17 protein-coding genes are annotated in these 20,452 nt (G+C 37.8%); 11 read left to right on the top strand and 6 right to left on the bottom strand.

Going from position 1 to position 20,452, the window contains the following annotated elements:
• The first annotated feature begins 130 nt into the window (after nt 1-130).
• A complete protein-coding gene (locus tag NMG86_RS01105) occupies nt 131-715 on the top strand; it encodes a 50S ribosomal protein L25/general stress protein Ctc (protein WP_026788307.1) in 585 nt (194 codons plus the stop codon).
• A gap of 100 nt (nt 716-815) precedes the next feature.
• Here the strand turns inward: NMG86_RS01105 and NMG86_RS01100 are convergent, their stop codons facing one another.
• Nucleotides 816-1,817 (bottom strand): adenosine kinase, encoded by a 1,002-nt coding sequence (locus NMG86_RS01100; protein WP_026796818.1) that lies wholly within the window; start codon nt 1,815-1,817, stop codon nt 816-818.
• Between the two features lie 173 nt (nt 1,818-1,990).
• Here NMG86_RS01100 and NMG86_RS01095 point away from each other — a divergent pair, with 173 nt between their 5' ends.
• Entirely contained in the window at nt 1,991-3,532 is a 1,542-nt protein-coding gene (locus NMG86_RS01095; RefSeq protein WP_026796817.1) for a bifunctional aminoglycoside phosphotransferase/ATP-binding protein, read from the top strand.
• Between the two features lie 80 nt (nt 3,533-3,612).
• Nucleotides 3,613-4,866, top strand: coding sequence for a glycoside hydrolase family 10-like protein (locus tag NMG86_RS01090; protein ID WP_043938927.1), 1,254 nt, complete (start codon nt 3,613-3,615; stop codon nt 4,864-4,866).
• Nucleotides 4,867-4,925: 59 nt separating this feature from the next.
• Here the strand turns inward: NMG86_RS01090 and NMG86_RS01085 are convergent, their stop codons facing one another.
• Nucleotides 4,926-6,302, bottom strand: coding sequence for an aldehyde dehydrogenase (locus NMG86_RS01085; protein ID WP_026796815.1), 1,377 nt, complete (start codon nt 6,300-6,302; stop codon nt 4,926-4,928).
• Between the two features lie 99 nt (nt 6,303-6,401).
• Between NMG86_RS01085 and NMG86_RS01080 the strand changes: the two genes are divergently transcribed.
• The 6 genes from NMG86_RS01080 to NMG86_RS01055 all read left to right on the top strand — a co-directional run bounded on the left by NMG86_RS01080 (nt 6,402) and on the right by NMG86_RS01055 (nt 11,425).
• The gene (locus NMG86_RS01080; RefSeq protein WP_026796814.1) at nt 6,402-8,432 is read left to right on the top strand and encodes an FAD-dependent oxidoreductase; all 2,031 of its coding nucleotides are present in this window, start codon (nt 6,402-6,404) and stop codon (nt 8,430-8,432) included.
• Between the two features lie 60 nt (nt 8,433-8,492).
• Nucleotides 8,493-9,068, top strand: a complete 576-nt coding sequence (locus tag NMG86_RS01075) for a Uma2 family endonuclease (RefSeq protein WP_026788301.1) — start codon at nt 8,493-8,495, stop codon at nt 9,066-9,068.
• A gap of 99 nt (nt 9,069-9,167) precedes the next feature.
• Nucleotides 9,168-9,347, top strand: a complete 180-nt coding sequence (locus tag NMG86_RS01070) for a hypothetical protein (protein ID WP_141292553.1) — start codon at nt 9,168-9,170, stop codon at nt 9,345-9,347.
• Complete coding sequence (locus NMG86_RS01065; RefSeq protein ID WP_026788300.1) at nt 9,344-10,810, top strand: lamin tail domain-containing protein; 1,467 nt, start codon at nt 9,344-9,346, stop codon at nt 10,808-10,810. The genes NMG86_RS01070 and NMG86_RS01065 overlap by 4 nt, the downstream gene beginning before the upstream one ends.
• A gap of 72 nt (nt 10,811-10,882) precedes the next feature.
• A complete protein-coding gene (locus NMG86_RS01060) occupies nt 10,883-11,140 on the top strand; it encodes a hypothetical protein (protein WP_026788299.1) in 258 nt (85 codons plus the stop codon).
• A 24-nt stretch (nt 11,141-11,164) separates the two neighbouring features.
• On the top strand, nt 11,165-11,425 hold the full coding sequence (locus NMG86_RS01055) for a hypothetical protein (RefSeq protein WP_233423080.1): 261 nt from the start codon (nt 11,165-11,167) through the stop codon (nt 11,423-11,425).
• Between the two features lie 97 nt (nt 11,426-11,522).
• Here NMG86_RS01055 and ftsH read toward each other — a convergent pair whose 3' ends face one another.
• The 4 genes from ftsH to NMG86_RS01035 form a co-directional block, all read right to left on the bottom strand.
• On the bottom strand, nt 11,523-13,412 hold the full coding sequence (gene ftsH, locus NMG86_RS01050) for an ATP-dependent zinc metalloprotease FtsH (RefSeq protein ID WP_043938128.1): 1,890 nt from the start codon (nt 13,410-13,412) through the stop codon (nt 11,523-11,525).
• Nucleotides 13,413-13,555: 143 nt separating this feature from the next.
• A complete protein-coding gene (locus NMG86_RS01045) occupies nt 13,556-14,257 on the bottom strand; it encodes a cyclase family protein (protein WP_026796813.1) in 702 nt (233 codons plus the stop codon).
• 62 nt (nt 14,258-14,319) lie between these two features.
• Nucleotides 14,320-15,537 (bottom strand): glycosyltransferase, encoded by a 1,218-nt coding sequence (locus tag NMG86_RS01040; protein WP_043938928.1) that lies wholly within the window; start codon nt 15,535-15,537, stop codon nt 14,320-14,322.
• Between the two features lie 57 nt (nt 15,538-15,594).
• The gene (locus NMG86_RS01035) at nt 15,595-16,494 is read right to left on the bottom strand and encodes an alpha/beta fold hydrolase (RefSeq protein ID WP_026796812.1); all 900 of its coding nucleotides are present in this window, start codon (nt 16,492-16,494) and stop codon (nt 15,595-15,597) included.
• A 37-nt stretch (nt 16,495-16,531) separates the two neighbouring features.
• Here NMG86_RS01035 and NMG86_RS01030 point away from each other — a divergent pair, with 37 nt between their 5' ends.
• Entirely contained in the window at nt 16,532-16,996 is a 465-nt protein-coding gene (locus tag NMG86_RS01030; protein WP_026788295.1) for an MEKHLA domain-containing protein, read from the top strand.
• Nucleotides 16,997-17,546: 550 nt separating this feature from the next.
• Nucleotides 17,547-20,411, top strand: coding sequence for a class I SAM-dependent DNA methyltransferase (locus NMG86_RS01025; RefSeq protein WP_026796811.1), 2,865 nt, complete (start codon nt 17,547-17,549; stop codon nt 20,409-20,411).
• Nucleotides 20,412-20,452 lie beyond the last annotated feature (41 nt).

The following is a 20,452-nucleotide window of genomic DNA, read 5'->3' as shown; positions in this document are numbered from 1 at the left end:
TTATTTAGACCCCACCCCAGCCCTCCCCTTGGTAATGGGAGGATTTTTTATGGCGATTTGGCTAGATTTTGGTATAATGATAGTTTGGCTAAAAATTTTTAAGCGTTTTACCCTAAGTAAAAGAAACCTCATGGAAATTACGATTGAAGGTCAAAAACGACCAGAAGGCTCTAAACCCAATGCTTTGCGTCGTCAAGGATTAATTCCGGCGGTGCTGTATGGCCATCAAGGGGCAGAATCCATTAGCATTACCATTCCGGCGAAAACCGTAGAAAACCTACTCAAAAAGAACGTTGTTAACCAGGCTCTAATTCAACTGAATATTCCTGATATCTCTTGGAGTGGTAAAACCCTACTCAGAGAAGTGCAAAAACATTCTTGGAAGGGATTTCCCTATCACCTGAGCTTCTTTTCCGTGGCTCAACAAGACAGTTTAACCGTTTCTGTTCGTCTGCATTTTGTCGGCGAATCTATTGGGGTCAAAATGGAAGGCGGTCTGTTAGATGTCGTCCTCTCTGAATTGGAAATTGAGTGCGAACCCGGTAGCATTCCCGCTCGTATTGATGTGGATGTCACGGAATTACATCAAGGTCAAGCCCTGCATATTAGAGAACTTAACTTACCTGATGGAGTTAAAGCCACGGGTGATGGCGAACAAGTAGTTGTTAGCATCATTCGTCCAGAACGGGGTGAGGAAGGCGACGCCGAAGCTTAATTTTAGGGAGTAGGGGGAAGCAGGGGGAGCAGTTTGCAAAGAGCAATGAGAGCGTCCTCCCTTGCTAATAACCCCGAAACCCGAACCCTCACCCCAGACCCTAACTAATAATTTCCTTTAATTTATCCCGTTGAGATCCGGGTAAGCGGGGGCCATGAATTTGAACAATTTGGGAACCGAGATAGTTTCCCCAACGGGCGGCTTGGGTAGTGGTTAAACCGTTGGTAAGTCCGTATAATACCCCACCTGCAAAGGCATCCCCCGCCCCAACAGTATCCACGGGTTTAACCGGGAAACCGTGAACATGAATTAGGGTTTGGTTTTCCACTACTAAACAGCCCTTATCACTATTAGTAATAAAAACAAAATTTACCTTTTCTCCTAACTGACGGGCGCAAACCTCTAAATCTTCGCTACCGCAGAAGTGGCGCACCTCATCCGCATTACAAAACAAGACATCACAATATTCAGTTAAAACACTGCGAAAATCATCCCCAAACCGTCCCACTAAAAACATATCGGAAAAGGTAAACGCCACTTTTACCTCTAGGCGTTTGGACTGTTCCATCGTTTCAATACTAGCCTTACGGGGTTCGGGTGCATCCCACAAATAGCCCTCAATATAACTGTATTCACACTGACTTAAATGATCAAGATTAATATCCGCCACGGATAAAGTTGTAGAAACCCCCAAATTAGTACACATAGTACGTTCTGCGTCGGGAGTTGTTAATACTAAACAGGTTCCCGTTGGCCCTTGGCTACTCTCGGCGGGTTCAATTTCAAACCCAATTCCAGCGGCGACCATATCCTGTTGATAAAATTCGCCATTGGTGTCCGTACTAACTTTACCCGAATAAATTCCCGTACCGCCACTTTGGGCGATCGCAATCATAGTATTAGCAGCAGAGCCCCCACAACGTAATTCTAGAGAATTGTTTTCTAATTGTTGCAATAATTTCCCCTGTTTGACCGTATCCATCAGGGTCATAGCACCTCGGTTGAGGTCATGGCTTTGAATAAAATTATCCTCAACTAATGCCAAAATATCGAGGAGGGCATTTCCAACACCAAAGACATTAAAGGATTTGGGTTCTGTCATTGACTATTTCTGTAAAACGGTTTGAACAATTCTATCGTTGATCATAGCAAATTTTCTGTAACTTTTATTTTCAAATTATGAGAATTTGCTTTTTTCGGTGAGATAATAAAAATAATACCCAACTGATTACCGTTTCTTTCGCAAAATTCAATTCATTTTGATCTTTTTTTAATATGACTGACTCTGAACTTCCTCTGCTAATTCAACAAATGTTAGAACCGGATTTTTATCCCCATCCGGTACAGGAACCCATTGAACTTTTACAAACTCATATTTCATTTATATTATTAACGGGAGAATATGCTTATAAAATAAAAAAAATAGTTGACTTTGGATTTTTAGATTATTCAACTTTAGAGAAACGACGATATTTTTGTGAACAAGAATTACAAATGAACCAGCAACAAGCACCGGAATTGTATTTAGAGGTTTTACCAATAATAGAAATAGGCGATCGCTTTCAATTTGGGGAAAATCAAAATCATGCCATTGAATATAGCTTAAAAATGCGCCAATTCCCCCAAGAAAATTTATTTATTAATTTATTTAATCAAGATAAATTAACTAAGCAGGAAATGGAAACTTTAGGAAATGTTGTGGCTAAGTTTCATCTCAATTGTCCCAGCAATGAGCATATTTTAAAATTTGGAGAAATTGCTCAAATTCGTCATGCTATTGATGGAAACTATCTAAAAACAGAAAAATATATTGGTTGTTGTCAAACTCAAGAACAATATGAACAAACAAAACAATATACAGACAGCTTTTTTGAAACCCATGAAGCTATTTTTAAGAGTCGGATTAAAAACCGATTTATTCGAGAATGTCATGGAGATTTACATTTAAAAAATATCTGTATTTATCAAGATAAAATATTACTATTTGATCGGATTGAATTTAATCAAGAATTTCGGTTTGTTGATGTAATTTATGATGTGGCTTTTGTGGTTATGGACTTAGAAGGACGAGGACGGAATGATTTAGGAAATAAGTTTTTAAATACTTATATTGAAAACACTGGAGACTGGGAAGGATTACAATTATTACCCTTTTATTTAACCCGTCAAGCCTATGTTAGAGCCAAAGTTAATTCCTTAATATTAGATGATTCAGCTATTACTGAAAAACAAAAAGAAATAGCCAAACAAGAAGCCACTCAATATTATAAATTAGCTTGGCAATATACCCGCAAATCTTTAGGAGGAATCGTGATGATGTCGGGGTTATCGGGGTCAGGAAAAAGCACCACCGCCCGCCAACTATCTAAACAATTAAATGCCATTCATATTCGTTCCGATGCAGTTAGAAAACATTTAGCAAATGTTCCTCTCCACGAACCAGGAGGAGAAGAAATCTATACTCCAGAGATGACCGAAAAAACCTATAAACGGTTATTAGAATTAGGATTATTATTAGCAAAACAAGGATTTTGGGTAATTTTAGATGCCAAATATGAGCAACAAGAACGACGGGGAGAAGTCATAGAAACCTGTCATACCCATCAATTACCCCTACAAATTATTGAATGTACAGCACCAATGGATATTTTACAAGAACGTTTACAACAACGTCAAGGGGATATTTCTGACGCAACTATTGATTTATTAACCTCCCAACGTACCACATCTCAACCTTTTACAGATTCCGAAAAAAACTATCTTACCACCATTGATACGACCCAAAATATTGATCAGCAATGGAAAAAATTATATTAAAATAATCTATTATTTGAGGTTGCGCTTGCAATTCTCCTTCTTCGTGTCTTAGTGCCTTTGTGTTTCCTTTCTTAATAATAATGAAATTAACAAAAAAAACCAGCTTAATTATCTATGGAATTTCCAGTTTAATTTTATCATTGATTTTAGCGATCGCCCTTTTAATTTCCCCCACATCTTCGCAACCGATTTTAATTATCCCCAATGAAGTTAGAGGAGTTTGGTTAACAAATGTTAGCAGTGGAGTCTTATTTTTTCCTTGGGGAATTAATCGCGCTTTAGATCAATTATCGCAACTAAAATTTAATACCATTTATCCCGTAGTTTGGAATAGAGGAAGCACATTTTATAAAAGTGCAGTGGGAAAAAGAGTCATGGGTCGCTCTCAAGATTCATTATTAAATATAACCCAATTAGGGGGAGATATCCTATCAAAAATTGTCTTAGAAGGACACAGAAAAGGATTAAAAGTAATTCCTTGGTTTGAATATGGGTTTATGGCGCCTAAAAACTCTGCTATTGTCCAACGACATCCCGACTGGATCGCCCAAACTCAAAAAGGAGAAAAAGAGTTAGATCCTTTAAGGAGTTCTGAGGATGTTTCCTATCAAACTAAAGTTAAAAACTGGATTGTGAATCAAATTTTAGAAGCGATGACGATTCAAAATGTCTGGTTAAATCCCTTTCATCCGCAAGTCCAGCAGTTTATTGAAGATTTGATTTTAGAAGTAGTGATGAAATATAATATTGATGGGATTCAACTGGATGATCATTTCGGTCTTCCCGTGGAATTTGGCTATGATGAATATACCATTAAACTCTATCAAAAAGAACATAATGGTCAGTCTCCCCCTAATGATTATTATGATCAAGAATGGCGAAGTTGGAGAGCAAATAAAATTACTAAATTAGTTGAAAGAATTGTTAAAAAAGTTAAAATAGCTAAACCTAATTGTCTTATTTCTTTATCCCCTAATCCTTATGAATATACCTATGAAATGTATTTACAAGATTGGTTAACCTGGGTCGATCAAGGATTAGTGGATGAAATTATTTTACAAGTTTATCGAGATAGTATGGTAAAATTTATTTCAGAATTAGACCATGAATCTGTTCAAATTGCTAGGCGGAAAGTCCCGGTAATTATTGGGTTATTAAGTGGAACATTACGCCATCCTGTTCCGATGGAACAAATTGAAAAACAAATGAAGGTTGTGCGCGATCGCGGCTTTGATGGAATCTCATTTTTTTATTGGGAAACCCTGTGGAGTTATTTCACTCCCGACTCCCCCCGATATCGTCGCCACAGCTTTAAAACTTTATTTTTAGATTAATTAATCCGACATTCCTAAAAATGCTTTGAGAGCGATTTTATATCTATTTCTTAACCGCATTATTGCATTAGAATTTTTTTTATTAACCATTCTTTGCCTTTATAGGGTGGATAACGTAGGGGTAAATCTAATAAAAATGTTTGTTTTAATACACTGCGATAATGGGAAAATCGATCAAAGGTGGTTTTTCCATGGTAACTTCCTATCCCACTTTCTCCAACACCGCCAAAGGGTAAAGATTTCCCCCCAATTTGCAGTACGGTATCATTAAAACAGAGGGTTCCTGATGAGGTTTCTTGTAATATTCGGTTTTGTTTGTTTTTATCGTTAGAAAATAAATATAATGCTAAAGGTTTGGGACGACTGTTGATTTTTGCGATCGCTTCTCCTAAATCCTGATATTCTAAAATAGGTAAAATCGGCCCAAAAATTTCCTCCTGCATAATTAAATCATCCCAGGAAATATTATCAATTAAAGTGGGAGCAATATATTTTGTTTCTGGGTTGGTTTTGCCTCCAGTGATAATATTGCCCGCTTTTAAAAATTGCTGTAATCTGTTAAAATGAAAGTGATTAATAATCCGGGAATAGTCGGGACTGGTTTCGGGATTATCGCCCAAAAAAGTTTTAATCCATTTTTGCAACGCGATAATTAATTCCGATTTTATTAGACAATTCACTAATAAATAATCGGGGGCGATACAAGTTTGACCCGCATTAATTAATTTACCCCAAATAATCCGTTTTGCGGTATAATCTAATTGAATATCATCCTCGACAATACAGGGACTTTTTCCTCCTAATTCTAAAGTAACTGGGGTTAAATGTTTAGCTGCGGCTTCCATGACAATTTGACCGACTTTTTGCCCCCCGGTAAAGAAAATATGATCGAACTTTTCGGCCAATAATTCTTGACTGGTTTCGACTCCGCCTTCAACCACGGCAATATATTCAGAATTAAAGGTTTTGCTGATAATATCACTAATAATTTTAGAGGTATTAACAGCAATTTCCGAAGGTTTTAAAATTGCACAATTGCCCGCCGCGATCGCTCCAATTAAAGGAGAAATCAATAGTTGAAAGGGATAATTCCAAGGGCCTATAATTAGGATAATTCCTAAAGGTTGAGGATAAATAAATGTTGAGGCGGGAAGTTGACCTAAAGAGGCGGGAATTTTTTGGGGTTTAACCCAAGATTTGAGATGTTTAATGGCATAATTGAGTTCAGCAACGGGGGAAAACTCAAAACATGATTCCAGGTCAGGACGGCATAAATCGGCTTTTATCCCATTAATAATGGCTGTTTCATGGAAGGCGATCGCCTGTTTCAAACCCTGAAGTTGGGTAAGGCGAAACTGGATATCCTGGGTTTGTCCAGTGGCAAAAAAGTCTCGCTGTTGCCCAATTAAACCCTGAATTGGCGTTTTTTCAGTCATTTTTGTTTCTCCAAATTACTCGAACAGTTGATACCCTTTTATGGTACAACTTGATCTGGTAAAGTTATTGCAACTGAGGTCAAGCTGAGAATGGCAAACATCAAAGAAATTTTATATCTTGAAGTTCCCACTCCCGGTACTCAACAGGTTTGTACTTGGTTGCAAGAAAAATTTCAAGCAGAAATGGGGGAAAAATTTATCACCCCCGATGGTTTTAGGTTGCGGTTTTCTCCCCAGCATGAAAACACAACAGAATGTCATGAACTTTCAATTTTTGTTTGGTCAGTGCAACGGACAACTTATTTAAAAGTATTTCGCATCGGTCAACCGCCCAAAACCCAAGAAAAACTATTTTTAAAGCATTTAGAAACCGAAATTAGAACCGCATTTCCCCATCAATATCCCGAACCTCCAGAGATTAATTTATCTCAACAATCTATTTTTGAAGGATTAGAAAAAGATTATCCTTTAACGGTCAAATACTTCAAAAAAATGCCCAATGGGGAATTTGATCTCAAACGGGTTTATTGGTGGGAAAAACGCTGGCGAGAAGGAGTAAGAAATCCCCAAACTCCTAAACAAGTTATTTTTAAAAGTGATGATTCCCAGACCGATGATTCCCCTAATTATGACTTAATTTATATCGGGGGTGCTTTAGGGGTAATTCATGCGGCGGTGATGGCAAGATTAGGCTATAAAGTATTATTAATTGAACGGTTGCCTTTTGGTCGGATGAACCGAGAATGGAATATTTCTCGGAGTGAGTTAAAAAGTTTAATTGATTTAAAATTATTTACCCCGACGGAAATCGAAAGTTTTATCGCCAGAGAATATAAAGATGGATTTCATAAGTTTTTTGATGCTTATAATCCTAAAATTGCTCAAGCTGAAATTCTCCATACTCCAACGGTTTTAAATGTTGCCTTAGATGCTGAAATTCTATTAAAATTATCCGGGGAAAAACTCAAGCAAGCTGGAGGAGATATTTGGGATGAAACGGAGTTTTTACAAGCGAATATTAACCCCAATCAAGTTACTATTAATTCCCTGCATATTCCCAGCCAAACCGAACGAACTGCCACCGGAAGGCTATTAGTAGATGCCATGGGAACGGCCTCCCCTATTGCTTGGCAATTGAACGGAGGACGGGCTTTTGATAGCGTATGTCCGACGGTGGGGGCGGTAATTGAGGGGGGGTTTGAACCGGGGGTTTGGGATGCCACCTATGGGGACGTTTTAAATAGTCATGGGGATATTTCTCGGGGTAGACAGTTAATTTGGGAACTGTTTCCCGGAGCAGGAAATGAATTAACTTTTTATCTGTTTCACTATCATCAAGTTAATCCTAAAAACCCCGGTTCTCTATTGGAAATGTATGAAGATTTTTTCACTATTTTACCCGAATATCGTCGCTGTGATATGGATAAATTAGTTTGGAAAAAACCAACTTTTGGCTATATTCCGGGGCATTTTAGTACCGGAAGTAGCGATCGCAAAATTAGTGTTGATCGATTAATTTTAATTGGCGATGCTGCTTCTTTACAATCTCCCTTGGTGTTTACTGGATTTGGGTCTTTAGTGCGGAATTTATCTCGATTAACAGACCTATTAAATACCGCTTTAAAACATGATTTATTAACCGCAAAATCCCTAGATCAAATTCGGGCGTATCAAACTAATGTTTCTGTTACCTGGTTATTTTCTAAAGGGATGATGGTACCCACGGGTAAATATTTGCCCCCAGAAAAAATTAACTCAATTTTAAATACTTTTTTTGGGGTTTTAGCAACAGAATCTCAAGAAATTGCGGAAACCTTTATTAAAGATCGAACAACTTGGTGGATTTTTACGCGGTTAGCCCTGAAAGCAGCCCGGATAAATCCTTTATTATTAATTTGGATTTTAGACTTTGTAAATGTGGGAGAAGTTCTAAGATGGATGAAGAATTTTATTCAATTTATGGTATTATCTATGATTAGTTTCCTTTGCGGTTGGCTTCCTAATTTCAGTCGCAAAATTCAACCCTGGTTAGAACCCCGTTATCCTAAACTTTGGATGTGGTTATTAACAACCAGTTATGCTTTAACTGACGGAATGGGAAAACCACAAACTCCACATTTTAATACCTGAAAACTCAATTAATCTCAATTTCAACTTGTCATCAATTATAACAATTAATTTGAGGGGAAAATGAATACAGTTACTTTAAATCTCAATCCGATTATTAAACTCACACATGATCAATTTTATCAACTGTGTGCAGCTAATCCAGATTTACAATTAGAACGTAATGCTGAGGGAGAATTAATTGTTATGCCACCCACTGGAGGAGAAACAGGAAAACGCAATTCTAAACTTAATTTACAATTAGGAATTTGGAATGAACGTACTCAATTAGGTGAAGTTTTTGACTCATCCACTGGTTTTACTTTACCAAATAAAGCAGATCGATCGCCTGATGTTGCTTGGTTAGAAAAATCTCGTTGGCTGGCTTTAACTTCTGCACAAAGAGAAAAGTTTATTCCTTTATGTCCTGATTTTGTGATTGAGTTACTTTCTCCTAATGATAGTTTGAAAAAAACTCAAGACAAAATGCAAGAATATATGGAAAATGGCTGTCGGCTGGGTTGGTTAATTAATTGCAAAAATCAACAAGTTGAGATTTACAGGATTGGTAAAGAAATAGAAGTTTTAGATATTCCTAATAGTATTTCAGGTGAAGATGTATTACCAGATTTTGTGCTAAATCTGGAACAAATTTGGTAGTTTATAGCGATCGCTTGCTAATTTTTTCAGGGGCGATCGCTTTTTTGATCAAATAGGACTTACAAATGGATTGGCAATGCTCAATTTGCTCCCACTTTATTGGGTTACATCGAAGGAGCACCCCCAGTACCTAGTGAAAACCTCACCTTAGCCGATGATTATAACGGCGCAACTTCAGTGGAATTAACCATGACGGAAGATGTGAGGTTTAATTGGACGCGATCGCAAGATAGCGGTAGTATAGATGAATCAATTACAAGTTACATAAAACATCCATGAATAACAGTGAAATATCAAGTCTCCAATCTACCGAAGCTTTGACTGGTGGAAATGAACTGAAAAAGCGGGAAATTAGTGATAGCAGAACTAATTTTTATATCGTAGATACCAACAATCCCATCAACATCAATGGTGATCTTAATGCCTGGGAAATTTGGGCGGATACAACAGCATCTGTACAACTGATTATTTACAGAAAGGAAGCAGGTTCTTGGTCAGTAGTGGGCAAGAGCGATCTCAAAACCCCAGTGGTGGGACTTAACCAGTTTGCCATATCTACACCCATTACAGTGAAAAAAGGTGACTATATTGGGATCTATTATCCCGGAGCAGGTTCTGTCAGTTTCAACCGTAAAACTGCACAGGACGCTTGGGACTTAGGAAATTTAACTGGCACAGCTCTTTTCACTGCCTCTGGTGCTAACGCGACAGCTTTTTCAGGTTCAAGCAATCGAATTTACTCAATCCTGGTGAAAGGTGCTGTTCCTGTTATTCAATCCCCCGCACCCCAACCCCAACCCGTACCAGAAGTAACTCCTGCACCGGAAACAACATCGGAAGTAACCCCCGCACCCCAACCCGTACCAGAAGTAACTCCTGCACCGGAAACAACGCCCGAACCTTTAGTCAGTGACTCGGAAGAATTTACCATCACCGCGACTAAAGATGTAACGATTTCCAAATTAGTTTATAAAGGTCAAGTCAAACGCACTCAAGCCGATGAATATATAGAGATTAGCAACCCCGGTAACAGTCCAGCGAATCTCTCCGGTTGGAAAATCACTTCTGCGGGTAGCCTCAAGCAAGTATTCACGTTCCCACAAGGCACTATCTTAGAAGCTGGTAAGAGTTTCCGCGTTTATACTAATGAAGTACATCCTGAAACGGGTGGTTTCTCCTTTGGTAGTGGTACTGCCATTTGGAATGATGCCGGAGATGAAGCTAAACTTTTTGATGCAGCCGGAAACAATGTTTCTACTTTAGCTTATGGAAAAAATACCATTGCTGGTATCAAACAACAATTCCAAGTTCCTCAATTACAGTTTGTTGCGACTCATAGTGCAATTAACAAACAAATGTCTTTAACGGGTAAAGTTACATTTACTGAAGCTTTATCTTTAGCAATTAAGAGTTTTCTGGAGGATGATACTCATCCTGAAAGTCCTTTAGCAATGATTCTTAAAAAGCCGGGTCTTTTTGGTTTACCAGCAGATGCTACTAAAGCAATGGCTACGGAAAAATTGCGTTCTTTGATGAATGCAGATGCAAAACTTATCTTATATCCTACTTCTGACCGCCAGACTGCGGATTTTGGGGAAACAGTGCCAGAAAATTGGATTTTTGAACTACAAATTGGTACTAAGGATCGTACAGTGTACGAATATTTTCTTGAAAGTACAATGCGCTGGGCAATTATCCCCCGTTCAGGCGCAAAAGTCTATAACTACGCTGTTTCTTTCTAGTTAAAGTCGTCTTATTGCTATGTAAAAGTGCTTTTGCAGAGCAATAGCTAAAACGTATTTACATTGCACAATATGGAGTCAGAACTCTTCGCCCAAGCCACCGTTAACATGACTCAAACCATGAGTAAAACCGAATCTCGTAGCAAGGGTTTTGAGTTGAATATTGACTTGAGTGGGATGGAAAATAAAGGGGTGACGGACTATAAAGATAACCCCATCCTGCCAGGGGAAAAAGTTGACCGTTATCGCTTTATGAGTTTCTATCTTGAAGGGAGTACCCAACACTTCCAAGACTTCTTTAACTATGTGGTTGACCCGGAATGGTTGTAAAGCAATGACGAAGAAGCACGGGCGTTGCGTGAAACTCTTGGGGGTAAGCCCAATAACACTTGGCGGGTGTTGCACCGTGTCACTTATGTGGAACGTCCAGCACTGATGGGCTTTGGTCGCGATGTGCGTCAGTTTAAAGTTCGGGATGAAAATGTCGGAATTGGTAAGGTCATTGTTGATGTTGCTAATTTACAACAGAAAGTTGATCAAATTCTGGAATGGATTAGCTCACAACCAAAGTCATCAACTAGAGCGAGTTTATCCCTTTTTCAATTAATCAATTAGATAGCGATCGCTTGCTAATTTTTCAGAGGCGATCGCTTTTTTGATCAAACAGGTCAGCCAGAGAACAAAACAGCCCTAAATCTAGGTGTTTAACAGCTTAACTAACCTTAACTGTCAGGGGAGTATATTCTGCCACTAATTTCCGAAATTGTTCTCCCTCCAAGGTTTCAATTTCTAACAGTAATTCCACCAACTGATCCATTAACATTCTGTTTTCACGAACCAGTTTTCGAGCTTTTTCATAACAGTCAAAAGCCAGATCTCGAATTAAATGATCAATTTGGGTAGCTACTTCCTCCGAATATTCCGATTGAGAAGGAAATCCTCGACCTAAAAACACTTCCGCCGAGGGACTTTCTAAAGCAACTAAACCCAATTCCGACATTCCATAACGAGTCACCATTTCCCTGGCTAAATTCGTTACCGTTTGAATATCATTACTGGCTCCAACCGTAACTTCCGAATCCCCAAAAACCTCCATTTCCGCCGCTCGTCCGCCCAAACAAATGGTAATTTGATCGGTTAACCAGGATTTCGTATATAATCCACTATCGACCATTTCTTCATTAAACATTTGTTGAGCAAAACCACCAATTCCTCCCGAACGCGGAATAATAGTAACTTTATTTAAAGGATCAGAATTCTTCAATAAAGTCATTAACAAAGCGTGTCCGATTTCATGATAGGCAATCAGACGCTTTTTCTTACTATCTAATAACGGCGTTAAAGCTAACCCAATCGTAATCCGATCAATCGCATCATCAATTTCTAAAGGAGTAATTGATTCCTTACGACGTCGGGCGGTTAAAATCGCCGCTTCATTGAGTAAATTCGCTAAATCTGCCCCCGATAATCCCGGCGTCCGACGGGCGATCGCATCTAAAGAAACATCCTCCGATAACCTCTTATTCCGAGCATGAACTTCCAAAATCCCCAAGCGGCCATTAAAACTAGGTAAATCCACCATAACCTGTCGATCAAATCGACCCGGACGCAATAACGCCGCATCCAAAACATCGGGGCGGTTAGTCGCCGCAATCACAATAATGCCCGTATTTCCTTCAAAACCGTCCATTTCCGTTAATAATTGGTTTAGGGTTTGTTCACGCTCATCATTTCCCCCACCAATACCCGCGCCCCGTTGACGTCCGACCGCATCAATTTCATCAATAAACACCAAACAAGGGGCATTTTCCTTCGCCTTTCTAAATAAATCCCGCACCCGGGAAGCCCCGACCCCGACGAACATCTCCACAAATTCTGACCCAGAAATACTAAAAAACGGGACTCCGGCTTCCCCAGCCACCGCCCGGGCTAAGAGGGTTTTTCCCGTCCCTGGGGGCCCAATTAACAATACTCCTCTGGGAATTTTAGCCCCAATCGCGGTAAAACGTTCGGGTTGCTTCAAGAAGGTGACAACTTCCTGTAATTCTTCCTTAGCTTCCTCAATTCCCGCCACATCCTCAAATAAGATGCCAGTTTTCGCCTCCATTTGAAACCTGGCCTTGGATTTGCCAAAATTCATCGCTTGGCCCGATGCTTGGGTAGACCGTCGCAGAATCATTAATAAAATCGCCAATAGGCCAAAAATAATCAGCATATTGACGATCAGCCCCATGGCCATACTATTATCCGCCGAAGGGCTAACTCCATACTCGACATTATTTGCCCGAATTTCTCCCATCAATTCCGGGTTTTGGGCAAACAGGGAGACAAAATATATCGACCCAGCCTTTTTATCTTTCTCTCCCTTCAAAGTGACTTTCGCCATTTGTCGTGAGGGGTCTTCTTCAATTTTTTGAACTTCCCCGGCTTGAATTTTCTGCAACAGTTGACTGTAGCTGATGGTTTTTGGGACGTTATCCGCAAAAGCCGGAGTTCCCATCAGCACCCCTTGGGCGATCATCCAACTTCCCAAAAGTCGCCCCAGTCTTTTCCCAATCTTTGTTTTCTGGGGGACTATCTGTTGAGGATTTGACCCTCCCATCCAGGTTTTGATCCAAGACCTATTCATTCTACCTTTTCCCGTTGCTACGCTCATTTCTATCTAGTTTAACGCCCCGATGGGGAAATTATGGCTCAAGTCGTCAGAATTCAAGAGTTAAACGACCGGGTAATTAACAGTTTAACTTAAATTAAGGCTAACACAGAAACAGGTGAACCCGAACCGCCTGTTAATTTTAAAATACCGATAATTAAGGTAATTCCAGTGGCGGGAAGTTGATCCAGATTTGTCAAATTCTCTAACACAAAACCGTTATTTTTCAAAATCATTTTATTAGTATTAAAACTATGATCAAAACCCGGATCAACTCCATGGGTATCAATTCCAACTCCCTTAATATTTCTTTGTTCGATTAAAAATTGAGTTGCTTCACTCCCAAACCCTGGAAAATGCAATTTTCCCTCAGTATCAATATTTAAAAAATCAATGGGATTATGCCATTTTTTTTCCCAACCTGTATCAAGTAAAACCATACTATTTTCAGGAATAATATTATACTGTTTTTCCCATAATTCAATATCACTCACCGTTAAAATTGAATCAGGATTTTGACTAGCTTTTTCTCTAATATTAATCACAACTGCGGGAAGAATACAAGACTCTGGCGAATAATCATCAATTCCAATTCCATCTTGATAAAAACTTTTAGGCGAATTCAAATGAGTTCCACTATGTTCTCCCATGGAAAACCTTCTTAAATAATATCCCGATGTCGAAAAATCTGCTATAGTTTCTAATTCCACAGCAGGATCACCTGGCCATAAAGGAATATCAGGATCAATTTTATGGGTTAAATCAATAATTCTGCGGTAATTAATTGTTTTCATAATTGTGATTATCCTACCTTCTTACTTCGTGTCTTAGTGCCTTTGTGTTTCTCTCTTTAATCTTAATCGTGAATTCTAATCCATTGATTCAGAATTTTATAAATATTAACTAATCCTTGTAAATGCGATCGCGGAGAACGTCCATATAAAAAATCATGCAGACTGATTTGATAATTATATTGTAGGGCTAAATCTAACCATAAATTATTATAGGCTTGTCCTTTAATATAATCAGGAACTGTGTTATAATAATAAGGAAAACTATCTAAACAAGTATTAAAAAAGTTTTTGCGACCTTGATATTTTAAATAATTAAAACGGGGTTGAAAAACCGTTAAATTATCTAAAGTAGTATGAATATTATCAGCTAGAGCTTCAGGATCAAATTCCGATAATAACCCTGATCCCGTAGGGAATAATTCAGCTTTACCTCTGACATATTGATTGAATTGCCCAAAACAAATCACCGGAATATTACAACTCATCGCTTCTGAAAGACTGCGATTTTTTCCTTCTAAAAGAGAACCCAAAAGACAAACTTTAGACCGAGAATAATACAGAGGCATTTCTTGATAATAGTCAACTTGAGAAACTATTTTAATATTATCTAAATTGTTAACTAAAATAGTTTGAATTTTTTGCCATTCTAATTGAGCTTCATTACTTAGTAATTCAATAGAATTAAAATCAAAATTATCCTCTAAAATTAGAGTCATTTTTAAAGGTTTATTATATTTTTTTTGATAAATATTTAATGCCTGGGCAATTATCGGTAAATTATAAATAGGAGATAATTTAGCCACGCACAAAATATCAATATCTTTGGTTTTAATGGGCTGAGGTGCAATCAAATATTCATTAATAAAATCGCCATTAGAAGCCGGAATTAAAATTTTATTAGCCCGTTGAGGATAGGTTTTTTTAAACCAATCTGCACGGGAGGGATTATCATATAAACAAAAATAGGCATCAGCCGTATTAGACCAAGGATAAGCACACCAAAGGGAATCAGCTATTGAAAAGAAAACCTCAGAAAGTTGAGGTAAAAGTTTATTTAATAAATCTACAGATTCACTAAAATATAATCCTTTAATAAATTTACCTTCATAAAACAAAGGCGGGAGTAAAATATGAAAATTTACGTTTTCAAAACGGTCAGATTCTTGTTCAAAAATTTCATTAGTCCAGCTATCTAAATCAGAATAAATTTCCTCTAAGGATTTATAAATTTCAGGACTATTAAAATATTGGCTTTGGCGTTCGTAGTTTCCTATTCCCATAATATTTTAGGCTTTTTTATTAATTAATTAGGTGGGTATAGCCCACCCTACAAGAGTTTATTTTATACTCAATTGGTCTAACCAATTCAAAATAATAGAGTTAACCTTTTCAGGACGTTCATCATGGGGACAATGACCTGTATCTGGAATTGAAATAAATTCAACAGATGGATTTATTTCCGCCAAATCTTGATAAATTTTTGCCCCAGTAATTGGTGTCCAAGGGTCAGTTTCTCCCCAAATAATTAATAACGGTTGTTGAATTTGGGGTAATAATTCTGAGGGTTGAGGGCCGGGAGGGGCGGTTAAAATCGAAGCAAAGACCTGTTGAGCACCAATATCATTAGAAGGAGTATATAATAGGTCTACCAATTCATCGGTAATGGCTTGTTTATTGCCATAAACTTGATGTAAAGTATTTCTAATGCGGTGTTTTTGCCGAATTTGATTAAACATAAACGGCCCAATAATAGGATTATTCACAACTTTTGCGAATAATCCCATAATCAACCGCAGGGGTAAATTTAATTCTTCGGGGCGATGATTTAACCCTCCTGCACAATTAATTAATACCGCCCCTGCTGATATTTCAGAATGGTTAGCAACCATGATTAAACCTAATAATGCCCCGATAGAATTGCCGATAAAAATAGCGGGTTGTTGAATCTTTTCTGCCCAAAAATCTGTTAGTAATTCTTCCCACAATTCTAAACTATAATCGAGATTAGGTTTTGCGGATGCCCCAAATCCCAATAAATCTAAAGCAAAAACCCGGTATCCTCCTTGGGCTAAAATAGGGATATTATGACGCCAATGTCCAATGGATGCACCAAACCCATGAATCAGCACTAAGGGCTGTCCGCTTCCGGTGGCGGTATACTGGATTTGATGACCTTTCCATGTCCAGGTCTGGGGTTCAAAGGGGGTTGTGATTTGGGGGGAAGTTGTGGTTGTCATTTTATTAAGATTTGTAAACACTATCTTTGTATCATAGATGATTTCACCCTGGAAACAAGACAGAATTATTATTCATACCCAAAGAATTTTGAGGAGTTATCAACATTGGACAGGGGAAATCCTGTTAAATTTCAATGACACCCCGGAGGAGGTTGCAGAAACCTTATTTTACTCACCCTTTGTGTTAGTTTCCCACGGAATTGAACCCGATCCAATTTTTAATTATGGCAATCAAAAAGCCTTGAAAATGTGGGAGTTAACCTGGGAAGAATTAACTCAAATGCCCTCTCGAAAAACCGCCGAACCGATGGTACAGGAGGAACGCGATCGCTTGTTAGCAGAAACTACGGCTAAAGGATTTGTTAAAAACTATCAAGGGGTGAGAATTTCTAGTAGTGGAAAACGCTTTTTAATTCAAGATGTTTTAATTTGGAATGTGTTAGATGAACAGGAGCAATATTGTGGACAAGCGGCGGTTTATTCTAAATATCTGTATATTTGAAATCGGGATCACAGATTTAAGAGGATTTCACGGATTTCACGGATTTTAATCTGTGTTCATCTGCGTCATCCTCTTAAATCCGTGATCGGGAATGGCGGTTTATTCTAAATATCTGTATATTTGAAATCGGGATCACAGATTTAAGAGGATTTCACGGATTTCACGGATTTTAATCTGTGTTCATCTGCGTCGTCCTCTTAAATCCGTGATCGGGAATGGCGGTTTATTCTAAATATCTGTATATTTGAAATCGGGATCACAGATTTAAGAGGATTTCACGGATTTCACGGATTTTAATCTGTGTTCATCTGCGTCGTCCTCTTAAATCCGTGATCGGGAATGGCGGTTTATTCTAAATATCTGTATATTTGAAATCGGGATCACAGATTTAAGAGGATTTCACGGATTTCACGGATTTTAATCTGTGTTCATCTGCGTCGTCCTCTTAAATCCGTGATCGGGAATGTGGAAAACGCTTTTTAATTCAAGATGTTTTAATTTGGAATGTGTTAGATGCAAATGTTAGAACCTCATAAATATTGATTCTTATATGCCAGCAACACCTGAAACTATTCATCATTTTGTTAATTATTGCCAGCAATATATTACGGGTCGAGAAAGAGGGGAAGGGCAAATATTTATAGATCAATTCTTTCAAGCATTTGGCTATAAAGAAGGTTTAAGAGAGGCTGGAGCAATATGTGAAGAAGTTGTTCCTGATGGTAGCAGGAAAGGTAATACAGGATTCGCCGATCTTTTTTGGCGACGTGAGCCCTTAGATTCTGTATTAATAGAAATGAAATCAAAGAAAGAAAAAAAACTAAATCAACATTATGGTCAAGCCTGGGAATATTCCAGAAATTTAACACCCAGACCAAGATATGTAATTTTATGTAATTTTGATGAGTTTTGGATTTATGATTTTGAAAAAATCATTGATACTCCAGTTGATATTATTCGTTTAGTAGAATTACCAGAACGATTAGACGCTTTTACTTTTATGGAGTTTAGCACTCAGCGTCCTAATTTTCGGAATCAGCAAATCATAGAAGTAACAAAAAGAGCGGCTCAAAGAATGGGTGAGTTATTTCAAAGACTTCAGGCTAGAAGTCAGAGAAATAAGAGAAATAATTTTACCGATTTAGATGCTCAAAGATTTGTGCTTCAATGTGTAATTGCAATGTTTGCTCAGTATAGAGGGATGTTACCCCCGAACCTTTTTACTAACTGTATTCAACGATGTTTAGAGGGCGAAAGTACATACGATATTTTATATAATGGTTTGTTTCGGGAAATGAATACCAAAGGAATTACACCTTATGGTCGTTATCAAGACGTGGATTATTTTAATGGTGGATTATTTTCGACCATTCCTCCGCTTGATTTACATAGGGAAGAATTAGAATTTTTAGCCGCATCTGCTTCTGAAGATTGGAGTAAGATCCGTCCAGCTATTTTTGGTAGCATATTTGAAAGTACAATTACCGGGGAAAGTCGTCATAGTGGTGGTATTCATTACACCTCAGAAAACGATATTATGAAAATTGTCCGACCCACAATTAGTAAACATTGGGAGGATAAAATTGAGCAAGCCAATACAATTGAAGAATTAAACTCTTTGCGACTAGAAATACAAAACTATCGGGTATTAGATCCGGCTTGTGGATCTGGTAATTTTTTGTATATGGCTTACCAGGAACTCAAACAATCCGAACAATTATTGCTGGATAAAATAGCGGAAAAATCAGGCACTTCTCAGTTAAGCATAGGATTTGTTACTCCAGAACAATTCTATGGAATTGATAATAATCCTTTTGCCATAGAGTTAGCACGGGTAACATTAATAATTGCTCGGAAAGTGGCTATTGATAAATTAGGCTTACATGAAAACCCACTTCCTTTAGATACACTAGATAAAAATATCGTTTGTAAAGATGCTTTATTTGAAGATTGGGTTAAAGCTGATGCAATTATTGGCAACCCTCCTTTTCAATCCAAGAATAAAATGCAGCAAGAATTTGGTAATAATTATGTGAGAAAACTCAGAGAAAAATATCCAGATATACCTGGACGTGCTGATTACTGTGTTTATTGGTTTCGCAAAACCCATGATCAATTAATAACAGGCGGTCGGGCGGGTTTAGTTGGTACTAATACAATTCGTCAAAATTATTCCCGCGAAGGTGGTTTAGACTATATTGTTGCTAATAGTGGCACTATTACCGAAGCTGTATCTAGTCAAGTTTGGTCGGGTGATGCTGCCGTTCATGTTTCGATTGTTAATTGGGTAAAAGGTGAATATCAGGGCAAAAAGAAACTTTACACTCAGTTAGGAGACTCGTTAGATAGTCCTTGGCAAGTTTTAGAATTAGATCGGATTAATTCGGCTCTTTCTGCGGGATTTGATGTTACTCAAGCTAAAAAAATTATCGCCAATGCTAATTCAGAAGCTTGTTATCAGGGACAAACTCATGGACATGAAGGTTTTTTGCTATCGCCAGAAGAAGCCGCTGTATTTTTACAAGATCGTAAATCCAAACCAGTCATTTACCCTTATTTAACTGGTGATGATATCTTAAGCCATCCCCAAAGTCTCCCTTCTCGTTATGCCATTGACTTAAACAAATGTGCTGATCCATCTTTAGCCATGAAATATAGTCAAGCATTTGCTCATGTAAAAAAGTATGTTATGCCTACAATACAGGCTAATGCTGAAGATGAAAAAAAGAAAACTGGTAAAGAAACTGGCCCTCGCCAAACACATTTCCGTCGTTGGTGGAAATATTGGAGATATCGTCCTGAAATGATTGAAAAAATTGAATCTTTACCCCGTTATATTGTTTGTAGTCGAGTAACTAAAAGATCAATATTTGAATTTGTCAGTTTTGATATCCGTCCTAATGATGCTCTGCAAGTTTTTAGTTTAGCTGATGATTATTCTTTTGGTATTTTACAATCTGGTATTCATTGGCTTTGGTTTACTGAAAAGTGTTCGAGTTTAAAAGGAGATTCACGGTATACTTCTGAATCGGTATTTAATACTTTTCCCTGGCCTCAAAATCCGACAATATCTCAAGTTAGAAGTATTGCAGATGCAGCTATAAAATTAAGAGAAGTTCGTCGCAAAACAATGATAAAAAATAATTGGAGTTTACGAGAATTGTATCAAACATTAGATCAACCAGGGGATACACCTTTACATAAAGCTCATGCTAATCTTGATCTAGCAGTCCGTTTAGGTTATGGGATGAATCCAGATGAAGATTCTCTGGGATTTTTGTTTGAACTAAATTTAGAAGTGGCAAATAGAGAAGCGTCGGGAGAATTTGTTGTACCACCTGGACTACCTCCATTTGTAACAAATTATCAGGATTTTATCACACACGATTGCGTCAAAATGCTTGAAGATAGATAAGCAATTTTATTTCTCCACAATAACTTAAATTTTATAATGAA

The sequence above is a fragment of the Planktothrix rubescens CCAP 1459/22 genome, from assembly GCA_904830895.1.
In the GTDB taxonomy this organism is placed as follows: domain Bacteria; phylum Cyanobacteriota; class Cyanobacteriia; order Cyanobacteriales; family Microcoleaceae; genus Planktothrix; species Planktothrix agardhii.
The sequence above is the reverse complement of the archived record's forward strand: the minus strand, read 5'-3'. Positions and strand labels throughout refer to the sequence as shown.